Annotated in this window: 17 protein-coding genes and 1 pseudogene; 10 read left to right on the top strand and 8 right to left on the bottom strand. The window is 73.0% G+C overall.

The features are described from left to right. Positions 1-13: 13 nt before the first annotated feature. Positions 14-2,482: a hypothetical protein gene (locus FFT10_RS08535; RefSeq protein WP_137732371.1), complete on the bottom strand. Its 2,469-nt coding sequence runs from the start codon at positions 2,480-2,482 to the stop codon at positions 14-16. A gap of 185 nt (positions 2,483-2,667) precedes the next feature. On the opposite strand from FFT10_RS08535, the gene FFT10_RS08530 reads away from it, so the two are divergent. After that, positions 2,668-3,408 carry a sulfurtransferase gene (locus tag FFT10_RS08530; protein ID WP_137732581.1) on the top strand — a complete coding sequence of 247 codons (741 nt, stop codon included), beginning with the start codon at positions 2,668-2,670 and terminating at the stop codon, positions 3,406-3,408. 10 nt (positions 3,409-3,418) lie between these two features. Beyond that, positions 3,419-4,363, top strand: a complete 945-nt coding sequence (locus tag FFT10_RS08525) for an alpha/beta fold hydrolase (protein WP_137732370.1) — start codon at positions 3,419-3,421, stop codon at positions 4,361-4,363. A gap of 16 nt (positions 4,364-4,379) precedes the next feature. Here the strand turns inward: FFT10_RS08525 and FFT10_RS08520 are convergent, their stop codons facing one another. Genes FFT10_RS08520 through FFT10_RS08505 form a run of 4 tightly spaced genes read right to left on the bottom strand, consistent with a single transcriptional unit; the run spans position 4,380 to position 7,959 of the window. Next, positions 4,380-5,030, bottom strand: a complete 651-nt coding sequence (locus FFT10_RS08520; RefSeq protein ID WP_137732369.1) for an ABC-type transport auxiliary lipoprotein family protein — start codon at positions 5,028-5,030, stop codon at positions 4,380-4,382. Beyond that, positions 5,027-6,007 carry an MlaD family protein gene (locus FFT10_RS08515; RefSeq protein WP_137732368.1) on the bottom strand — a complete coding sequence of 327 codons (981 nt, stop codon included), beginning with the start codon at positions 6,005-6,007 and terminating at the stop codon, positions 5,027-5,029. The genes FFT10_RS08520 and FFT10_RS08515 overlap by 4 nt, the downstream gene beginning before the upstream one ends. Continuing rightward, positions 5,992-6,828, bottom strand: a complete 837-nt coding sequence (locus FFT10_RS08510; RefSeq protein ID WP_137732367.1) for an ABC transporter ATP-binding protein — start codon at positions 6,826-6,828, stop codon at positions 5,992-5,994. Before FFT10_RS08510 ends, FFT10_RS08515 begins: the two co-directional genes overlap by 16 nt. Next, positions 6,829-7,959, bottom strand: a complete 1,131-nt coding sequence (locus FFT10_RS08505) for an ABC transporter permease (protein WP_137732366.1) — start codon at positions 7,957-7,959, stop codon at positions 6,829-6,831. Between the two features lie 205 nt (positions 7,960-8,164). Here FFT10_RS08505 and FFT10_RS08500 point away from each other — a divergent pair, with 205 nt between their 5' ends. Further along, positions 8,165-10,216, top strand: coding sequence for an AsmA family protein (locus tag FFT10_RS08500; RefSeq protein ID WP_162520720.1), 2,052 nt, complete (start codon positions 8,165-8,167; stop codon positions 10,214-10,216). Here FFT10_RS08500 and FFT10_RS08495 read toward each other — a convergent pair. Next, entirely contained in the window at positions 10,101-10,844 is a 744-nt protein-coding gene (locus FFT10_RS08495; protein WP_137732364.1) for a DUF599 domain-containing protein, read from the bottom strand. The genes FFT10_RS08500 and FFT10_RS08495 overlap by 116 nt on opposite strands. A 99-nt stretch (positions 10,845-10,943) precedes the next feature. Then, a complete protein-coding gene (locus FFT10_RS08490) occupies positions 10,944-11,645 on the bottom strand; it encodes a pirin family protein (RefSeq protein ID WP_137732363.1) in 702 nt (233 codons plus the stop codon). Positions 11,646-11,759: 114 nt separating this feature from the next. Here FFT10_RS08490 and FFT10_RS08485 point away from each other — a divergent pair, with 114 nt between their 5' ends. The 6 genes and pseudogenes from FFT10_RS08485 to FFT10_RS08465 all read left to right on the top strand — a co-directional run bounded on the left by FFT10_RS08485 (position 11,760) and on the right by FFT10_RS08465 (position 15,799). Continuing rightward, a complete protein-coding gene (locus tag FFT10_RS08485) occupies positions 11,760-12,758 on the top strand; it encodes a LysR substrate-binding domain-containing protein (protein WP_137732362.1) in 999 nt (332 codons plus the stop codon). Continuing rightward, complete coding sequence (gene gluQRS, locus FFT10_RS08480; RefSeq protein WP_228027010.1) at positions 12,755-13,699, top strand: tRNA glutamyl-Q(34) synthetase GluQRS; 945 nt, start codon at positions 12,755-12,757, stop codon at positions 13,697-13,699. The genes FFT10_RS08485 and gluQRS overlap by 4 nt, the downstream gene beginning before the upstream one ends. Positions 13,700-13,734: 35 nt before the next feature. Then, a pseudogene (locus tag FFT10_RS28140) lies at positions 13,735-14,082 on the top strand (FKBP-type peptidyl-prolyl cis-trans isomerase); the annotation flags it as partial. Next, positions 14,080-14,439, top strand: coding sequence for an FKBP-type peptidyl-prolyl cis-trans isomerase (locus FFT10_RS28135; protein WP_373282490.1), 360 nt, complete (start codon positions 14,080-14,082; stop codon positions 14,437-14,439). The pseudogene FFT10_RS28140 and the gene FFT10_RS28135, both read left to right, overlap by 3 nt. Positions 14,440-14,460: 21 nt before the next feature. Next, entirely contained in the window at positions 14,461-14,979 is a 519-nt protein-coding gene (locus FFT10_RS08470) for a GrpB family protein (RefSeq protein ID WP_137732359.1), read from the top strand. Positions 14,980-15,154: 175 nt separating this feature from the next. Further along, entirely contained in the window at positions 15,155-15,799 is a 645-nt protein-coding gene (locus FFT10_RS08465) for a DUF2087 domain-containing protein (RefSeq protein ID WP_137732358.1), read from the top strand. 3 nt (positions 15,800-15,802) lie between these two features. Here the strand turns inward: FFT10_RS08465 and orn are convergent, their stop codons facing one another. Next, on the bottom strand, positions 15,803-16,375 hold the full coding sequence (gene orn / locus FFT10_RS08460) for an oligoribonuclease (protein ID WP_137732357.1): 573 nt from the start codon (positions 16,373-16,375) through the stop codon (positions 15,803-15,805). Between the two features lie 56 nt (positions 16,376-16,431). Between orn and FFT10_RS08455 the strand changes: the two genes are divergently transcribed. Continuing rightward, positions 16,432-17,715, top strand: a complete 1,284-nt coding sequence (locus FFT10_RS08455) for a M48 family metallopeptidase (protein WP_137732356.1) — start codon at positions 16,432-16,434, stop codon at positions 17,713-17,715. The last annotated feature ends 33 nt before the right edge of the window (positions 17,716-17,748 follow it).

Genomic DNA, 17,748 nt, shown 5'->3' with positions numbered 1-17,748 from the left:
CCCGCGCACCCGCTCAGGGTGCCGGTGCGCGCAACGCCCGGTTGGCCGTGGCCACGTACAGCCGCACGTTCTGGTCGGTGTAGGTGCGGAAGAACAGCTCCCGGTACACCAGGGCATGGCTGCCCGCGCCCAGGCAGGCCGTGGCCAGCGCATCCTTGCCGAACAGCGTGCCGCCGTAGCTGGCCGACGCCCCCACCTGGGTGGCCGAGCGCGCCACGTTCACCCCGCTGGTGCTGACCAGCGGGGTGCTGCTGCAGCCGCTGGTTGCCGGCGCCACCGCGAAGGCACCGTTCCACCAGTAGAAGTTCGCACCGGGGATGGCATCGAGCTGCGCCGCCAGCTCGGCATCGCTGGTCCACAGGCTGCTGGTGGTGGCCGTGCCGTCCCAGGCACGGGACAGCGGCCCGCGGATGCCGACGCCGGGCGTGGCGCGGTAGACCTCGGCATACAGGCCGATGCGGTCGGCACCGAACGCACCGCGGGGCGTGGTCCAGTCCAGCGTCACGCTGCCGGTCACGGTCTGGTTCACGCTGTCCGTGCTGCCGTCGAAGTCGAGGTAGCGGCGCAGGCTGTCGGTGCTGAACTCGGGCACCTGGCGGCTTTCCACGTAGGCGCGCGCCAGGTTGGCCTCGGGCAGGCGGCCGAGGAAGCGGCTCTGCATCACCGCACGCAGCTTGCCGTCGGTGTCGAAGACCTCGAAGGTCAGCGGCGGGTTGGCCTCCAGCGCGCTCTTCACGCTGCCGGTGGGCGCCATGCGGGCGTAGCGGGCACTGGTGTTCCAGGCCACGTCGCGGCCGGCGATGCTGGCATCGGCGGTGCGTCCGTTCAACGCATTCAGCCGCGCACCCAGCGCCTGGGCGTCGACCACGTAGCTGCTGGAGCTGGTGACCGTGGTGCCGGCGCCGCAGATGTTGGTCTGTCCGCCGGCCGCCGGGGCGGCCACGCTGCCGTCGGCCGCCACCGTGGTGGCATCGATGGCCGCGCGCCAGCCGTCGCTGACGATGGTGTCAATGGCCAGGTAGTCCTGCACCGTCGATCCGGTGGGCCGCTTGAGCAGCAGGCCGTTGGGATGGATCCCCGACCACTTGGCGCCCACCTTCTCGCCCGGGCCGCGCACGATGACGCAGCCCACCATGCGCTGGTCGGCCGCCAGCGTGGCGCGGATGGCCGCCCAGCTGCTGTCGCTGAAGCCGCTGCTGCTGGACAGATCCAGCCCGTTGTAGGTGATGCGGCCACTGGTGTCGAACGACACACGCGGGTCGAAGGCCAGGCGGAAGCCGGTGTCCACGCGGCTGGTGTTGAGGTTGTTGTAGCTGGTGTTGGGCGTCAGGTCGTTCAGGTAGGTCGCCTGCGCCTCGGCATAGCCGTTGAACGCGCGGCGGTTGCCCACCAGCAGCCAGCGGCCATCGGCCTGGCGCTCGATGACCTCGGGCCGGGTGTAGCCGGCGCCGGTGCTGTCCTTGAAGTTCAGGTTCACCGCCATGCGCTCGGGCAAGGCGGAGATGCGCAGCCGCACGATCGGGCGCGAATAGGTGGCACCGTCCTGGGTGGCCGAGTTCAGCGCGCCGGCAAAGCGGTGCATGAACGGCTGGCCGTTGTGCAGGTAGTCGGCCGAGGCGATGCCGGCACAGGCACTGTGCAGCGTGCCCGATCCGTTGCTCACCACCAGGCGCTGGCCGGCCGGGATGGCGAAGCAGCCCTGCAGGCGCTGGGCCAGCTCGTCGAAGTTGTTGGTGTCCGACGCCTCGGTGGACACCGGCGCCGGCACGGACGTGGCGCCCTTGACCAGCGTCGACGCGCTGTCCGCGGTCGAGCGGCCGTCACTGGCCAGCGCCATCTTGTTGGACAAGGCCACCGTGCCCGGGGCCACCGCCACGTCCAGGTGGTCGAGCAGGCGGTCGGCGCCGGTGCCGTCGGCATTGAAGGGCGTGGTCAGCGGGTCGAAACCGTTGCCCAGGCCGAGCGCACCCACCAACGGCGCGATCACCGCGGCCACCCGCTCGCCGGCCTGGGCGATCGCCGCCGGGCTGAGCGCCTGCAACTGTGCCGCGGTCATGGCGGTGGGCAGATCGGTGGGCGCCACCAGCGCTGCGATCGCGTTGGTCAGCGGGGTGACGTTGGCCACCACCGCACCGGACGGCGCGCTGGCCACCAGCGCATGCAGCGTCACCATGGCCTCGCCCAATGCGCCGGTGGCCTGGATCTGGTAGGGCGCGACGAGGCCGGTGACGTCATCAAAGCGGTAGCGGCCACCGGCGTCCGCCGTGGTGGTCAACGTGCGGCCGGTCGCATCGGTCAGCGTGATGGTCGCCTCACCCACCGCGGCGCCCACGGCCGCCACGCCCGACAGCGACGGCGGGGTCGCCACCGGTGCGGCATCCGGCGCCGGGCTGGGGCTGTCGCCGGCACCGCCGCCACAGCCGATCAGCACAATGGCCGCACCAATGGCGCTGAGCGCAGCGCGGGGAGGAAGAAGGCGCATCCGGTTCACCTGCAGGTTGTTGGGGTTGCCTGTGATTTCGGCCCATCACCCTTCAACTTGAGCGGATTTTTCAGTTATTTCATTTTTGCAACCTTTGTCCGGCCGTTCCGACGGCCTGCGTGCGCAGCCCCGGAGGCGCCGGCGCCTCCGGGGCCGACTTCTAGAATCCGGCGGTGACCGATTCCATGCTCAACATCGCCACCTACCGCTTCACGCCGCTGCGCGACCTGCCCGCGCTGCGCCAGCGGCTGTTCGACGCGGCCCAGGCCCAGGGCATCCGCGGCACGGTGCTGCTGGCCGAGGAAGGCATCAACCTGTGCCTGGCCGGCCCGGCCGACGGCATCGCCGCCTGGCTGGCGGTGGCCCGCGCCCAGCCGGGGCTGCACGGCCTGCCCACCAAGGACAGCTGGAGCGCCAGCCAGCCCTTCGGCCGGCTGAAGGTGAAGATCAAGCCCGAGATCATCCGCATGAACATGCCCACCGTCCGGCCGGCTGCCGGCCGCGCGCCGGCGGTCAGCGCCGCCACGCTGGCGCGCTGGATCGTCCAGGGCCACTGCGATGCCGGCCGGCCGCTGGCCCTGCTGGACACCCGCAATGCCTTCGAGGTCGACGCCGGCGCCTTCGCCGGCGCCATCGACTGGCGGCTGCAGAAGTTCAGCGACTTCCCGACCGCCGTGGCCGCCCACCGCGACGCCCTGGCCGGCCACACCGTCGTCAGCTACTGCACCGGCGGCATCCGCTGTGAAAAGGCCGCGCTGGTCCTGCAGGACCTGGGCCTGCCGCATGCGCTGCAGCTCGAAGGCGGCATCCTGAAGTATTTCGAGGACACCGGCGGCGCCGCGCCCGGCTGGCGCGGCCGCTGCTTCGTGTTCGACGACCGGGTGGCACTGGAACCCACCCTGGCCCCGGCGCCGCTGGCCGCCTGACCCCGCAGCCATGGGCCTGGTGCGCCGCCTGGTCGGCATCCTGATCCTGCTGAGCGCGCTGGCGATCCCGCTGGTGCGCGCGCCCGACATCCCGGTCGAAGGCCTGGTCGCCCGCTGGGCGCCGCCGCCGTCGGCCTTCATGGACCTGGACGGCCAGCTGGTGCACTACCGCGACGAGGGACCGCAGGCCGATGCCGTGCCGATCGTGCTGGTCCACGGCACCTCGGCCAGTCTGCACACCTGGGACGGCTGGGCCCAGGCGCTGCGGCCGCAGCGCCGGGTGATCCGCCTCGACCTGCCGGCCTTCGGCCTGACCGGCCCGTTCACCGGCAGTTGGGCCGGCCAGACCTACAACGGCGCCAACTACGCGCGCTTCGTGCTGGCGGTGCTGGACAAGCTGGGCGTGCAGCGCTTTGCCATCGCCGGCAACAGCCTGGGCGGCGAGGTGGCCTGGCGCATCGCCGCGCTGGCGCCGCAGCGGGTGGCGGCCCTGGTGCTGGTGGACGCGGCCGGCTACCCGATCCGCGATGCCCGCATCCCGCTGGGCTGGCAGATCGCGCGCCTGCCGGTGCTGGGCAGCCTGACCGAGCATGTGCTGCCGCGGCCGATCATCGTGCAGGGCCTGACGGCGGTGTACGGTGACCCGCGCAAGATCACCGAGCCGCTGGTCGACCGCTACTTCGAGCTGACCCTGCGCACCGGCAACCGCGCCGCGCTGGTGGAGCGGGCCCGCACCTGGTCCAGCGCCGAAGGCGTGGACAAGGTGGCTGGCGTGACCGCGCCCACGCTGATCCTGTGGGGCGGCCTGGACCGCATCATCGTGCCGGCCACCGCGCAACGCTTTGCGGCCGACATCCCCGGCAGCCGGGTGCAGGTGTTCGACGACCTGGGCCATGTGCCGCATGAGGAAGACCCGGCCCGCACCGTGGCCGCGGTGAAGGCCTTCCTGCGCTGAGCCGCTGGCCCGCGGCTCAGCCGCCGGGCCGGGCCGCCAGCGCCGCGCAGAAATCGGCCAGCGCCTGTGCCAGCTGCAGCGCCGCGCGCTGGGCCGCGGCGGCGCCACCGGCGGCGTCATCGCTGGGCGCGGGCTGGCTGGTGTCGAATTCCCGCGCGCCCAGCACGGTGCGGCTGGCGGTGTCCACCAGCACTGCGCGCAGCGTCAGCCGCACCTGGCTGGGGCCGCCGGCGCTGAAGTTCTGCTGCAGGCGCAGCAGCTCGGTGTCCAGCCGCCAGCTGGTGCTGCCGGCCGCCGGCCCCAGCAGCACCGCGCGGAAGGCGCCGGTGGCCTCGGCCGCCCGCACCAGCAGCGGCGCCAGCAGGCGCGGCGGCGCGTCCAGCCATTCGCTGGCGGTGAAGTGCTCGATGCGCTGCGGCGTGCGCTGGTAGGCCATCAGCCGGGTGTCCAGGCCGGCGGCGGCGCGCGGCACGGCCACCAGCAGGCTGGGCGCGCCGGGCGGTGCCGGCGGGCGGGCCGGCGCCGGGGCACCGTCGTCCAGGCCGTACAGCGCCGGCGCGGCCGGCGGCTTGGGCAGCAGGCTGGCGCTGCAGCCGGCCAGGCCCAGCATGCCCAGCCAGGCCAGGGCGGCGCGGCGGCCGGTGGCGGGGGATGGACGGGTGGTCATGGCGTGGCTCCTTCACCGGGGCCGGGGGCCCGCATTGCACCGCCCACCAGCAGGCTGCCGGGCTGGGTGCGCAACTGCTCGCTCAACTGCCGCAGCGAGCCGACCAGCGGCCCCAGCTCGGCCAGCAGCCGGTCCACGCCCGGCAGGGTGTCGCCACGCAGTTGCTGCACGCCGCCCAAGGCCGCCTCGGCCGCCTGGCCGGCGCGGGTGCTGGCCAGGCCGGCGGCCTGGGCCATGCGGTCGACCGAGGCGGCGGCGGCCTCCACCTTGTCCAGCGCCGGGCCGATGCCGGCCAGCGCCGGCCCCACCGCGGCCACCGCCGGGCCCAGCTGGGCGCTGGCCTGGGCGGCATGGCGGGCGGTGGTGGCCAGGTCGGCGATGCCGCTGGCCAGTTGGCCGCGCTGTTCGGCCAAGGTCTGCAGCAGCGCCGACACATCGGCCAGGCTGCGCTTGATGGCCGCCTGGTTGTCGTCGCTGAGCAGGGTGTTCAGGCTGCTGGAGGTGCGGTCGACGCTGGCCAGCACCGCAGTGACCACGTTCTCCAGCCGCGCCGACAGGCTGGGCTTGGACCGGATCAGCGGCGGCACGCCGTCGGCCGTGGCCACCAGGGCCGGTGAGCCGGGGCTGCCGCCGCTCAGCTCCACATAGGCGATGCCGGTCAGGCCCTGCGACTTCAGCACCGCCTCGCTGTCCTGCTTGACCGGCGTGCCCTGCACGATCTGCAGGTCCAGCCGCACCTGGCGCGGGTTGTCGGGGTCGATGGCGATGCGCTGCACCTTGCCCACGTCCACGCCCAGGTACTTGACCGGCGCGTCGAGGTTCAGCCCGGCCACCGATTCGGTGAAGATCGACTGGTAGGCGGTGGTCGGCTGGCGGCTGCCCACGCCGGCGGCCAGCCACAGCACGCCGGCCACCAGGGCCGCGCCCAGCAGCAGCACGAAGGCGCCGACGGCGGTGGGGTTCAGCTTGTCTTCCATGCCGTCTCCTGGGCGGGTGGGCTGGGGGCCGGCGCCGCGTGGCGGCGGGCGTCGTCGAAATAGGCGGCCACGGTGGGATGCGGATGGTCGGCCAGCGAGGCCATCGGGCCGATGGCCAGCACCCGGCCCTCGCCCAGCACGGCCACCCGGTCGGGCACCCGCCACAGCAGCTCCAGATCATGGCTGATCAACACGATGGTGGGGCCGAACTGGGTCTGGGTGGCGCGGATCAGCGTGCCGATGCCGGCGGCGCTGGCCGGGTCCAGGCCCGAGGTGGGCTCGTCGAGGATCAGCAGTTCCGGGTCCAGCGCCAGGGCGCGGGCCAGGGCGGCGCGCTTGAGCATGCCGCCGCTCAGCGCATCGGGGTGCTTGCCCACCACGTCGGGCGGCAGGCCGGTCAGCGCCAGCTTCCAGGCGGCGATGCCGTCGACCAGCGCATCGGGCAGCCGACCCTGCAGCCGGCCCTGCTCGCGCAGCGGCAGGCCCACGTTCTCCTGCACCGTCAGCGCGCTGAACAGTCCACCCTTCTGGAACATCACGCCCCAGCGCCGGCGCAGCGCCTGCCAGCTGGCGTCGTCCAGCGTGGCCAGATCGGTGCCGAACACCCGCACCGTGCCCGCCGTGGGCTGCTGCAGGCCGACCATCTCGCGCAGCAGCACCGACTTGCCGCTGCCGCTGCCACCGGCGATCGCCAGGATCTCGCCGCGGCGCACCGTCAGGTCCAGGCCGTCGTGCACCGTCTGGCGGCCGAAGCGGGTGACGATGCCCTGCATCTGCACCACGGCGTCGGCATCGGCCTCAGGCGCGGACGGCGCGGGCATTCAGAGGTCCAGCCAGTTGAAGACCACGGAAAACACCGCATCGACCACGATCACCAGGAAGATCGCCTGCACCACCGCCATCGTCGTCTGCCGACCCACGCTGTCGGCGCTGCCGCGGGTGCGGAAGCCCTGGAAGCAGCCGATCAGCGCGATCACGCCCGCAAACACCAGCGACTTGCCCAGCCCCACCAGCAGGCTGGCGCCACGCAGCTCCACGCCGAAGCGGTCGAGGAACTCATGGAAGCCGATGCCCAGCTGGGTGCGCGCCATCACCATGCCGCCGAACACGCCGGTGATGTCGGCCCACACGGTGAGCAGCGGCAGCGCGATGGCCAGCGCCAGCAGCCGCGGCAGCACCAGCTGCTCCAGCGGCGCGATGCCCAGGGTGCGCATCGCATCGACCTCCTCGGTGACCACCATGGTGCCGATCTGCGCCGCGTAGGACGAGCCGGACCGGCCGGCGATGATGATGGCCGTCATCAGCGGCGCGAACTCGCGCAGCATCGCGTAGCCCACCAGCTCGACGACGAAGATGTTGGCGCCGTAGTGGCGCAGCTGGTCGGCCCCCTGGTAGGCCACCACCACGCCCACCAGAAAGGACATCAGGCCGACGATGGGCAGGGCGGCGAAGCCGCCGATCTGCACATGGTGCAGCACGCTGCGCAGCCGCAGCCGGCGCGGATGGGCCAGCACGCCGGCCGCCGCCAGCGCCACCTGGCCGATGAAGGCCAGCAGCGCCTGGGCCTGGCCCAGCCCGCGCAACGTGGCCAAGCCCAGGCCACGCACCGGGCCTGGCCGCGGTGGCTGGGCCGGCGGCGGCACCTCCGCGGCCACCGCCAGCTGCGCCAGCGCCTGCCAGGGCGCCGACCAGCCCTGCCAGCGGGCCTGTGCGGTCTGACCAGCCAGCCATTGGCGCAGCACCCAGGCCCCGGCGCTGTCGAAGCCTGTCAGGCCGCTGCCATCGATCAGCACGGCGGCGCCGGCGGCCGGCGGCGGGGGCAACCGGCCGGCCAGGCCGACCAGGCCCTGGCGGGTCCACGCGCCGGCCAGCCGCCAGGCGCCGGCGGCATCGGCCTGCAGGCTGGCGGGGACCACGGCGGCAAGCTGGTCGGCAACGGAGGGCTCGGCCATCGTGCCATCCTAGCCCGGCCGGTGGGCGGCGTCCGTCCGCCAGCGCACCGACAGAGGCCGGCACGGGTGCATCGGCCGCCGCGGCGGTGCGCAGAGGCCTGCCATGGCACCATGCCAGCCACACCTGCAACGGACCACCCGACTGACCGCCGCCCTTCCCGCCCCCTCCCCGACCCGTGCCCGCTGGTCCCGCATCGCCTGGCGTGTGACGCTGGTGCTGGCGGCCCTGCCCCTGCTGCTGGTTCTGGCGCTCACCGTGGCCGGCGCCAACTGGGCCCGCGGCCCGATCGCCGACCTGGTGCAGCGCCAGACCGGCCGCGTGCTGCAGATCCAGGGTGATCTGCGCCTGGGCCTGGGCTGGCCGCTGCTGCATGTGCAGGTGCAGGGGCTGCGCTTCGCCAACCCGGCCTGGGCCCGGGAGCCCCAGATGCTGGAGGTCGACCATGCCGACCTGCGGCTGGACCTGCGCGCCCTGCTGCGCGGCCGCCTGGTGCTGCCCACGGTGGCGGTGGGGCAGCCGGTGGTGATGCTGGAGACGGCGGCCGACGGCCGCAAGTCCTGGCTGCTCGACCGCGGCCAGAGCGACGACAGCACCGCCGTGCAGATCGGCACGCTGACGCTGCAGCAGGGCCGCATCGGCTACGACGACAGCCGCCAGCAGACCCGCCTGCGCATGGCAGTGGAGACCGCCGGCCAGCGCGCCGATGCGCCCAGGCCCGGCCCCACCAGCGCGCTGGGCGCGCCCAGTGACGTGCTGTTCACCGCCACCGGCACGCTGGGCGGCCAGCCGCTGCGGGCCAGCGGCCGCGGCGCGTCGGTGCTGGGCCTGCGTGACGAGACCGCGCCCTACCCGCTGCTGCTGGAAGGCCAGCTGGGGCCGACCCACCTGCGCGCCGACGGCCGCATCACCGGGCTGGCGCGGCTGACCGGCGTCGACCTGCAGGTGGCCGTGCGCGGCGGCAGCCTGGCCCAGCTGCTGCCGCTGCTGGGCGTGGCCCTGCCGCAGACCGGCGCCTACGCCACCGCCGGCCGGCTGCGGCGCGACGGCCGCAGCTGGCACTACCAGGGCTTCAGCGGCCAGGTGGGCCGCAGCGACGTGGCCGGCAACCTGACGGTGGTGCTGAGCGGCGCACGGCCGCTGCTGCGCGGCGACATCCGCTCGCGCCTGCTCGACCTGAGCGACCTGGCACCGGTGATCGGCCTGGACCTGGCCACCGGCCGTGCCGTGGTGCAGCCCGACCAGCCGGCACCGTCGGCCGCGGTGGCGAACGCACCGCGCCGGGTGCTGCCCGACCTGCCGTTCCAGACCAACCGCTGGCGGCTGTTCGACGCCGACCTGGCACTGCGGGTGCAGCAGGTGGTGCGGGCTCCGGCGGTGCCGCTGGACCGCGGCACCCTGCGGCTGCGGCTGCAGGACGCGGTGCTGACGCTGGACGACCTGGACATCGGCGCCGCCGGCGGCCAGATCACCGGCCAGCTGGCGCTGGATGCCCGCGCCGATCCGCTGCAGGCCAGCGCCAGGCTGCAGGGCCGCGGCCTGCAGCTGGCCCAGCTGTTTCCGGTGGCCGAGACCGGCCGCGCCAGCATCGGCCGGGTGCACGGCCGCTTCGACCTGCGTGGCCAGGGCGCCTCGGTCGGCCGCCTGCTGGCCACGGCGGATGGCGACCTGCAGGTGGCCGTCGACCCCGGCCGCATCAGCCGGCTGCTGATGGAGGAGATGGGCCTGCATGTGCTGGAGATCCTGCAGCTCAGCCTGACCGGCGACAAGACGGTGGCGCTGCGCTGCGGCCTGGCCGATTTCAGCCTGAAGAACGGCGTGATGACCGCCCGCCACCTGCTGCTGGACACCGCCGTCAGCAGCGTGGCCGGCCAGGGCCACATCGACCTGAACCGCGAGCTGCTGGACCTGACCCTGGTGCCGCGCACCCGCACCACTAGCCTGGTGGCGCTGCGCGGGCCGATCCGCCTGCACGGCCCGCTGGCCGCGCCGCAGGTGCAGCTGGACACGGTGGGCATCGTGGCGCGCAGTGCCGGCGCCATCGCCCTGGGCCTGGTGAATCCGCTGCTGGCCCTGGTGCCGCTGGTGGAGACGGGCAAGGATGTGCCCAGCCCCTGCGCCGGCCTGGTGGCGCAGGCCGGGCTCAGGGCGCCGGCGGCGGCTGCATCGGCCCCAGACCCTCGCGCAGCGCCAGCAGCACCTCGGAGCGGAACTCCCGCCGGTACAGCACCACCAGCACCGCCGCCGTCGCGGCCATGAAGGCCCAGGCCGAAAAGAACCAGGCCACTGCGGCAAAGCTCAGGTAGTAGGCGCGCAGGCCGTCGTTGAAGGTCTCGGCGGCCAGGCCCATCACCCGGCCGGCGCGGTCGGCGAACAACTCGCGCTGGTCATCACCGATGGCGGCGAACTGCTTGGCCTCGGGCGCGGCGCCGACGATGATGGCGCCGAAGCTGTACTGCCGCAGGCTCCAGGTGAAGCGGAAGAAGGCATGCACGAAGATCGCGGCCAACAGCGCCAGCTTCAGGTCGAACACCAGCGCGCTGGTGCGGGCGGCGAACGGGATCTCCTGCACCAGGCCGCTGGCCTTGTCGGTGGCGCCCAATGCCGCCAGCAGGCCGCCGATGATCAGGATGCTGGTGGACGCGAAGAACGACGGGCTGGCCGACAGGCTCTGGGTGACGGCCGAATCGACGATGCGGTTCTCGCGGAAGGTGGCCTGCAGCATCCAGCGCCGCCGCCACTGGTTGGTGGTGGCCAGGATCGACGGCCGCACCTGCGCCCGCTGCCGCGCCCAGTGCGCATAACCCCACCAGCCGCCGAAGAACAGCGCCAGCGCCAGCCAGTCGGGCCAGGGCAGCAGCAGCAGGGGCTTCAACAACGTGTCCATGCTGGGGACTTTAGTCCAGCGGACGCCGCGGAACCGGCTTCGCCGGGCCGCTGGCGGCGCCCCCTTGAGGGGGAGCGCCGCAGGCGCTTCGGGGGTGGGTCACTTCGCCAGGTCGAAGACCAGGACCTCGGCCGCGGTGCCCTTCTCCAGCACCAGCTGCGGCTCGCCTTCCAGGCCGATGGCATCACCCGCCTGCAGCGCCTGGCCGTTGGCGGTGATGCTGCCGCGGGCCACATGCACCCAGGTCTTGCGGCCGGCCGGCAGGGCCAGCGTGGCGGTCTCGTCACCGTCGAACAGACCGGCGCGGATGCTGGCATCGGCGTTGAGCGTCACCGCGCCGTCCACTCCGCCGGGTGCGGCCACCAGGCGCAGCTTGCCGCGCTTGTCGGCCTCGCTGAAGGCCTTCTGCTCGTAGCCGGGCGGCAGGCCGCCGTGGTCGGGCAGGATCCAGATCTGCAGGAAATGGGTGGTGGCGTCCTTGGCATGGTTGAACTCGCTGTGGCGCACGCCGCTGCCGGCCGTCATGCGCTGCACCTCGCCGGGCAGGATGGCCGCGCCATTGCCGATGCTGTCCTGGTGCGCCAGGGCACCGTCGAGCACGTAGCTGACGATCTCCATGTCGCGGTGGCCATGGGTGCCAAAGCCGGTGCCCGGGGCGATGCGGTCCTCGTTGATCACCCGCAGGTTGCCGAAGCCCATGTGCCGCGGGTCGTGGTACTCGGCGAACGAGAAGGTGTGGAAGCTCTTCAACCAGCCGTGGTCGGCATGGCCGCGGTCGGCGCTGCGTCGGATCATCATCATGGTCGGGTCTCCAGGTGGGTGGTCGATGACCCGCATGGTGGCACCGGCAGGGGCGCGATGGCCCCGGCGCGCCTTGAAGCGGGCATTCAAATAAGATGAAGCCACACCGCCGCCATGCCCATGCAAGCCCCCCGCCGCAACGCCCTGACGCCCGATGCCCTGCAGATGATGGACATCATCGCCCGCACCGGCAGCTTTGCCGCCGCCGCGCGTGAACTGGGCCGGGTGCCGTCGGCGCTGACCTACAGCGTGCGCCAGCTGGAGGACGCGCTGGACGTGCTGCTGTTCGACCGCAGTTCGCGCCAGGCCCAGCTCACCGCCGCCGGGCAGGAGCTGCTGGACGAGGGCCGCCGCCTGCTGGCGGAGATGGATGCCGTGGCCAACCGGGTGCGCCGTGTGTCCACCGGCTGGGAGAGCGAGCTGACGGTGGCGGTGGACGACGTGATCTCGCGGCTGACGGTGTTCGAGCTGGTCGAGGGCTTCTACGCCCAGCGCACGCCCGACGGCCAGGCGCCCGGCACCCGGCTGCGGGTGCGCAGCGAGGTGCTGGCCGGGCTGTGGGAGGCGCTGGTCAGCGGCCAGGCCGACCTGGCCATCGGCGCGATGATGAACACGCCGCCGCAGACCGGCATCGAGCTGAAGCCGCTGGGCGAGGTGGAGTTCGTCTTCGCGATGGCGCCGCACCACCCGCTGGCCCAGGTGGGCGAGCCGCTGTCGGATGCCCAGATCCTGGCCCACCGGGCGGTGGCGGTGGCCGATTCGGCGCAGCGGCTGTCGCCGGTGACGGTGAACCTGCTGCCCGGGCAGGATGTGTTCACCGTGCCCAGCATGGGCGCCAAGATCGAGGCGCTGATGCGCTGCCTGGGCGTGGGCTTCGTGCCCGAGCCGCAGGTCCGCGAGGCCCTGCGCCTGGGCCGCCTGGTGGCACGCCGGGTGCAGCGGGCGCGGCAGCCGTCGCTGTTCGGCTACGCCTGGCGCAGCGCCGCCACGCCGCAGCCGCGCAAGGCGCCGCAGGGCCTGGCCCTGCAATGGTGGCTGCAGCAGTTGGACAGCCCGGCCACCCGCCGCGCCCTGCTGGAGCGCCACCTGGGCCTGCCGGCCGAGGCGGTGTGAGCCCGGCCCTGCCCACCGGACGGTTTTCGGCACCGCCGACCGGTCGCTTCGCGCCCTCGCCCACCGGGCCGCTGCATGCCGGCAGCGCGGTGGCCGCGCTGGCCAGCTGGCTGGATGCCCGCGCCCAGGGCGGCCGCTGGCTGGTGCGCATCGAGGATGTCGACACCCCGCGCTGCCAGCCCGGCGCGGCCGAGGTGATCCTGGGCCAGCTGGCCGCGCTGGGCCTGCTGCCGGATGCGCCGCCGCTGTGGCAATCCAGCCGCGGCGCGGCCTACCAGGCGGCGCTGGACCGGCTGCTGGCTGCCGGCCTGGCCTACCCCTGCGGCTGCAGCCGGCGCGACATCGACGCCGCCTGGGCCGCCCAGGGCCGGCCGCACGACCGCTTTGCCGAGCGTGTGTACCCCGGCACCTGCCGCGCCGGCCTGAACGGCAAGCCGGCCCGTGCCACCCGGCTGATGACGGTGGTCGACGGCGCCGGCGTGCAGATCGCCTGGACCGACCGCCGCCTGGGTGCGCAGCAGCAGGATGTGGCCCAGGCGGTGGGCGATTTCATCCTGCACCGCGCCGACGGCCTGTGGGCCTACCAGCTGGCGGTGGTGGTGGACGACGCCGCCCAGGGCGTCACCGACGTGGTGCGCGGCGCTGACCTGGCCGACAACACCGCGCGCCAGATCCACCTGCAGCGCCAGCTGGGCCTGCCCACGCCGCGCCACCTGCACACGCCGCTGGTGCTGGCGCCCGATGGTCACAAGCTCAGCAAGCAGAACGGCGCGGCGCCGCTGGACACCCGCCAGCCGCTGGCCACGCTGCAGGCCGCCGCCGCCGTGCTGGGCCTGCCGGCGCTGCCGGCCACCAGCGTGACCGACTGGCTGGCCGCCGCCACCCGCGCCTGGGCAGCGGCCTGGCCGCTGCAGCCGGCCGTGCACGGCACGGTGGCATGATGCGGCCCCTCCCTCCCCGTTGAATTGGACCCGACATGAGCTCCCCCGCCCCCGGCCTGCTGATCGAAGACACCGTGCCGGGCACCGGCGCCGAAGCCGTTGCCGGCCAGCCGGTCACCGTGCACTACACCGGCTGGCTGCACGACCCGGCCGCGCCCAACGGCCGCGGCCAGAAGTTCGACAGCAGCAAGGACCGTGGCGAGCCCTTCGAGTTCGACCTGGGCGCCGGCCGGGTGATCCAGGGCTGGGACCAGGGCGTGCAGGGCATGAAGGTGGGCGGCACCCGGGTGCTGACCATCCCGCCCGAGCTGGGCTACGGCGCCCGCGGCGCCGGCGGCGTGATTCCGCCGAACGCCACGCTGGTCTTCGAGGTGGAACTGCTGGCCGAGCCCGAGCGCGTGCCGCTGCAGTACGACGACGTGGTCGAAGGCAGCGGCGCCGAGGCGGTGGCCGGCCAGCGCGTCAGCGTGCACTACACCGGCTGGCTGTTCGACCCGTCCCAACCCGATGGCCGCGGCAGGAAGTTCGACAGCAGCAAGGACCGCGGCCAGCCCTTCCGCTTCCACCTGGGCGGCGGCGAAGTCATCCGCGGCTGGGACGACGGCGTGCAGGGCATGAAGGTCGGCGGCACCCGCATCCTGGTGATCCCGCCGGAGCTGGGCTACGGCCCGCGCGGCGCCGGCGGCGTGATCCCGCCGAACGCCACGCTGCTGTTCGAAGTGGACCTGCTGGGCGTCTGACGCCGCAACGGGCGCGGCTGCATGACCGACGCCCCGATCGAACTGGTGCCGCCCGACCCGCGCTGGCCGGCGCTGTTCGCCGCCGAGCAGGGGACCATCGCAGCCGCATTGGCGCCCTGGCTGGTGGGCGCGCCCGAGCACATCGGCAGCACCGCGGTGCCCGGGCTCGCGGCCAAGCCGGTGATCGACATCATGGCGCCGGTGGCCTCGCTGGAGGCCGCGCGGCCGGCCATCGCCGCAGCGGCCGCGCTGCAGTACCTGCACGCGCCCTACCAGGCCGAGGTGATGCACTGGTTCTGCAAGCCCAGCCCGCAGCACCGTACCCACCACCTGCACCTGGTGCCGCTGGGCAGCCCGCTGTGGCAGGCCCGGCTGGCCTTCCGCGATGCGCTGCGCGCCGACCCTTCGCTGCGCGATGCCTACGTGGCCTTGAAACAGTCGCTGGCCATCACCCACCGGCATGACCGCGATGCCTACACCGCGGCCAAGGGGCCGTTCATCGCCCAGGTGATCGCCCGGGCGGCGGGCGGGCCGCGCTAAACTGCGCGTCCAACGGTCGGCAGTTCACCCAGGCGTTGCCGCGCGGTCCTCCGCGAGCTCAACCTGCCATCCCCCATCCACAGCCCCTCGCATCCCCTGCGTGCGACAGGCTGGAAGTCGGCAACCACCAGCGCCCCGTCACCGGGGTCCCAGTCGTGCGTGTGGAGTGCAGGCCGTGCCCCGTTCCCCGCTGTCCTTCGTCGTGCCCGACGCGTCCTTGTTCGCCAAGGCGCTGGGCCAGTCCCTGAAAACCCGCCACGCCGCCGGCAGCCCGCCGCCCGGCCATGTGGAACTGCTGAACCTGGTGGCCCGCGCCCTGGGCCACCGCAACCTGCAGAGCCTGCAGGCGGCGGCCCAGGCGGCACCACTGCCGCCGCCGGTGCTGGCCACCGAAGACCGGCCGCCGCCGGCGAAGCTGACCGACAACGCCCGCAAGGCGCTGGGCCAGTTCGACAGCCGCGGCCGGCTGCTGCGCTGGCCGGTGAAGTACAGCGTGCAGACGCTGGCGATGTGGGTGCTGTGGACGCTGTTCGACGGCCGCCGCGTCTACACCGAGGCCGAGGTCAACCAGATCCTGAAGGCCGCCAATGCCTTCGGCGACCATGCCACGCTGCGGCGCGAGCTGATCAACCACCGGCTGATGGCCCGCAAGAGCGATTGCAGCGAGTACCGCAAGCTGCCCGCCCGCCCCGACCCCGAGGCCCGCGCGCTGCTGCAGGCCTGGCGGCTGCAGCGGCGCACCCCCACCGGCGAGCGGGTGGAGCGCGATGACAGCCCGCGGCGGCGGGCGGCGGCACGCGCGGCAGCTGCCGCGCCCTGAAGTTCAGACTTTCAGGAAATGCTGCCGGTAGTGCAGCAGCTCGTCGATCGACTCATGGATGTCGGCCAGCGCGGTGTGGGCCTGGGCCTTCTTGAAACCGTTCAGCACGGCCGGGTTCCAGCGCTTGGCCAGCTCCTTCAGCGTGCTGACGTCCAGGTTGCGGTAGTGGAAGAAGTCTTCCAGCTTCGCCATGTCCTTGGCCAGGAAGCGCCGGTCCTGGCAGATCGAGTTGCCGCACATCGGGCTCTTGCCCTTGGGCACGTACTGCTTCAACCAGTCGATGACCGCGGCCTCGGCCGCGGCTTCGTCCACCGTGCTGGCGCGCACCCGGTCGATCAGGCCGCTCTTGCCATGGGTGCCCTTGTTCCAGGCGTCCATGCCGTCGAGCACGGCGTCGCTCTGGTGGATGGCGAACACCGGGCCTTCGACCCGGATGGCCAGCGTGGGGTCGGTCACCACAACCGCGATCTCGATGATGCGGTCGGTGAACGGCGACAGGCCGGTCATTTCCAGGTCGATCCAGACCAGGTTCTGGTCGCTGGGCTGCAGGGTGGTGGGGGCGGTGGCGTCGTTCATCTGGACATTGTCGCCGGCCCTGCCAGCCCTGGGCAGCCACAGCGACAATGCAGGCCATGCCGTCCCTGCCCATCACGATCCTGTTCGCCGCTGCCCTGCTGGGCGGCCTGCTCGTCAAGTTCTGGCTGGCCACGCGCCAGATGCGCCATGTCGCCGCCCACCGCGGTGCGGTGCCGGCGGCCTTCGCCGCCACCGTCAGCCTGGCAGCCCACCAGCGCGCGGCCGACTACACCCTGGCCAAGGGCCGGCTGGGCCTGTTGAGCACCGCATTCGGCACCGCCGTCGTGCTGGGCTGGACGCTGCTGGGCGGGCTGGACCTGCTGAACACCTGGCTGCTGGCCACGGTGCAGCCGGCCTGGGGCAACATGGGCTACCAGCTGGCGCTGCTGGTCGGCTTCACGCTGGTGAGCACGCTGCTCGATCTGCCGTTCGAGCTCTACAGCACCTTCCGGCTGGAGCAGCGTTTCGGCTTCAACCGCACCACGCCCAAGCTGTTCATCGCCGACCTGCTGAAGAACACGCTGGTCGGCGCGCTGATCGGCCTGCCATTGGCTGCCCTGGTGCTGTGGATCATGGGCGCCACCGGCGGCCTGTGGTGGCTCTGGGCCTGGGGCGCCTGGGTGGGCTTCAACCTGTTGATCATGGTGGTGTATCCCACGCTGATCGCGCCGATCTTCAACAAGTTCGAGCCGCTGGCCGACGAGGGCCTCAAGGCCCGGGTGCAGGCGCTGATGCAGCGCTGCGGCTTTGCCGCCAAGGGGCTGTTCGTGATGGACGGCAGCCGCCGTTCGGCCCATGGCAATGCCTATTTCACCGGCCTGGGCGCGGCCAAGCGGGTGGTGTTCTACGACACCCTGCTGGCCAAGCTGAACCCCGGCGAGGTGGAGGCGGTGCTGGCCCATGAGCTGGGCCACTTCAAGCACAGGCACATCACCCAGCGCATCGTGATGGTGTTCGGCATCAGCCTGGCCGCACTGGCGCTGCTGGGCTGGCTGGCGCAGCAGCCGGGCTTCTACACCGGGCTGGGCGTGCTGCCCAACATCGGGCCGAACGCGGGGGCGCCCAACGATGCGCTGGCGCTGCTGCTGTTCATGCTGGCGCTGCCGGTGTTCAGCTTCTTCGTCTCGCCGCTGGCGGCGCAGCTGTCGCGCCAGCATGAGTTCCAGGCCGATGCCTATGCCTGCGCCCAGGCCAGTGGCGCCGACCTGGCCAGTGCCCTGCTGAAGCTGCACGAGGACAACGCCGCCACGCTGACGCCCGACCCGGTCTACGTGCGCTTCTACTACTCGCACCCGCCGGCCAGCGAGCGGCTGGCCGCGCTGGCGCTGCGCAGCGCATGAGCCCCGCCCGGTCGCCCGAAGGGGCTCATTCCC

This window comes from Pseudaquabacterium pictum (assembly GCF_005403045.1).
Lineage (GTDB): Bacteria > Pseudomonadota > Gammaproteobacteria > Burkholderiales > Burkholderiaceae_C > Pseudaquabacterium > Pseudaquabacterium pictum.
Note: the sequence above shows the minus strand (reverse complement) of the source record. Positions and strands in the feature narration are given on the sequence as shown.

Coding starts and splice junctions, on each gene's coding strand:
- FFT10_RS08490 (WP_137732363.1), bottom strand. CDS start 11,645: ATGATGATGATCCGACGCAGCGCCGACCGCGGCCATGCCGACCACGGC.
- FFT10_RS08515 (WP_137732368.1), bottom strand. CDS start 6,007: ATGGAAGACAAGCTGAACCCCACCGCCGTCGGCGCCTTCGTGCTGCTG.
- FFT10_RS08470 (WP_137732359.1), top strand. CDS start 14,461: ATGACCGACGCCCCGATCGAACTGGTGCCGCCCGACCCGCGCTGGCCG.
- FFT10_RS08520 (WP_137732369.1), bottom strand. CDS start 5,030: ATGACCACCCGTCCATCCCCCGCCACCGGCCGCCGCGCCGCCCTGGCC.
- FFT10_RS08530 (WP_137732581.1), top strand. CDS start 2,668: ATGCTCAACATCGCCACCTACCGCTTCACGCCGCTGCGCGACCTGCCC.
- FFT10_RS08455 (WP_137732356.1), top strand. CDS start 16,432: ATGCCGTCCCTGCCCATCACGATCCTGTTCGCCGCTGCCCTGCTGGGC.
- FFT10_RS08510 (WP_137732367.1), bottom strand. CDS start 6,828: ATGCCCGCGCCGTCCGCGCCTGAGGCCGATGCCGACGCCGTGGTGCAG.
- FFT10_RS08505 (WP_137732366.1), bottom strand. CDS start 7,959: ATGGCCGAGCCCTCCGTTGCCGACCAGCTTGCCGCCGTGGTCCCCGCC.
- orn (WP_137732357.1), bottom strand. CDS start 16,375: ATGAACGACGCCACCGCCCCCACCACCCTGCAGCCCAGCGACCAGAAC.
- FFT10_RS08485 (WP_137732362.1), top strand. CDS start 11,760: ATGCCCATGCAAGCCCCCCGCCGCAACGCCCTGACGCCCGATGCCCTG.
- FFT10_RS08525 (WP_137732370.1), top strand. CDS start 3,419: ATGGGCCTGGTGCGCCGCCTGGTCGGCATCCTGATCCTGCTGAGCGCG.
- FFT10_RS08495 (WP_137732364.1), bottom strand. CDS start 10,844: ATGGACACGTTGTTGAAGCCCCTGCTGCTGCTGCCCTGGCCCGACTGG.
- FFT10_RS08535 (WP_137732371.1), bottom strand. CDS start 2,482: ATGCGCCTTCTTCCTCCCCGCGCTGCGCTCAGCGCCATTGGTGCGGCC.